The organism is Polaromonas jejuensis NBRC 106434, assembly GCF_001598235.1.
GTDB lineage: Bacteria > Pseudomonadota > Gammaproteobacteria > Burkholderiales > Burkholderiaceae_C > Polaromonas > Polaromonas jejuensis.
This window is the reverse complement of sequence record NZ_BCYO01000070.1, coordinates 1-1,348: the sequence shown is the minus strand read 5'-3', so window position 1 is coordinate 1,348 and position 1,348 is coordinate 1. Positions and strand designations below refer to the sequence as shown.

The window sequence follows — 1,348 nt, the reverse complement described above, 5'->3', positions numbered from 1 at the left end:
GACCCGTCCTGAATTGGGTTGACACCTTTTCCTTCAAGAAAAGGCAAGTCAATGGAATCAGGTATCAAGCGAAGCCAGCGGGATTACACGCTGGCTTTTAAGCTGTCGGTGGTCGAGCAGGTAGAAAAAGGCGAGCTCACGTACAAGCAGGCTCAGGACCGCTACGGCATCCAGGGCCGATCGACGGTATTGGTATGGTTGCGCAAGCACGGTCGGCAAAGCTGGGGAGATGGGGCATCATCACGGCTACCCATGCCAATGCCGATGAAAAAATCCTCCTTTGCGCCTGCGTCGCTGACCCCCGAGCAGAAGATCAAAGCCCTTGAAGTCCAACTTCAGGAGGCCAACGAGAAGGCCCGGCTGTTCGAGGCCGTGCTCGATGTGCTGAAGAAGGATTACGGGGTGCGTGTCGTAAAAAAGCCTTTGGGCAAGTCCTCGCGCAAAAGCTCGTCCCAGAGCTGAGCGTCGCGAAGGCTTGCCGTCATTGGGGCATCAGCCGCCAGGCGTACTACCAGCAGTTGCAGCAGCACGAATGTCGCCGTGAGCGTGCAGACACGGTGATCGAGCTGGTGCGGTGCGTGCGGCTGCGCCAGCCGCGGATCGGCACACGCAAGCTGCATCACATGCTCAGGCAGCCGCTGGAGCAAGCGCAGGCCAGGCTGGGGCGCGATGCGCTGTTCGATGTGCTGCGCCAGGCCCGCCTGCTGGTGACGCCCAGGCGGGCGTACCACAAGACCACCAACAGCCATCATCGGTTCCGTCGGCATCCGAACTTGCTCAAGGAGGGGCCGCAGCAAGTGCGCCCGAGCGGCAGCGAGCAGGTCTGGGTGGCCGACATCACCTATTTACCAACCGACGAGGGCTTCGTTTATCTCAGTCTGGTGACGGATGCCTGGTCGCGCAAGATCGTCGGCCATTACGTCCACGACAGCCTGCAGAGCGTACAGGTCAGCCAGGCATTCAAGGGGGCGCTGAAGGCACGCCAGACAAGACAGGCGCTGGTGCATCACTCGGACCGGGGTATCCAGTACTGCTCGAACGACTACCAGCAGATTCACCAGCGCCACGGCATTACCTGCTCAATGACCGATGGCTATGACTGCTACCAGAATGCGCTGGCCGAGCGTGTCAACGGGATTCTGAAGATGGAGTTCCTGCTGCACAAACCTGCCGACCTCGCCCAGGCCAGACGGATGGTCCAGCAGTCCGTACACATCTACAACCGGGAAAGACCACACCAATCCCTACAATTGAAAACGCCCGATGAGGTTCATCGGGCGTCTTTAGCTGGCCTCATCGGCTCGGCTATTTGTGCTTCATAGGTGTCAACCTATGGCAGGACGGGTCA

General features: G+C 59.6%; 1 protein-coding gene. It reads left to right on the top strand.

The features are described from left to right. Positions 1 to 51 precede the first annotated feature (51 nt). Positions 52 to 1,322, top strand: a protein-coding gene (locus tag PJE01S_RS24120) for an IS3 family transposase (RefSeq protein ID WP_218017565.1) whose coding sequence is annotated in 2 segments (ribosomal slippage) — positions 52 to 411 and positions 414 to 1,322 — 1,269 coding nt in all. Because the reading frame shifts where the segments join, the coding sequence is not laid out codon by codon here. Positions 1,323 to 1,348 lie beyond the last annotated feature (26 nt).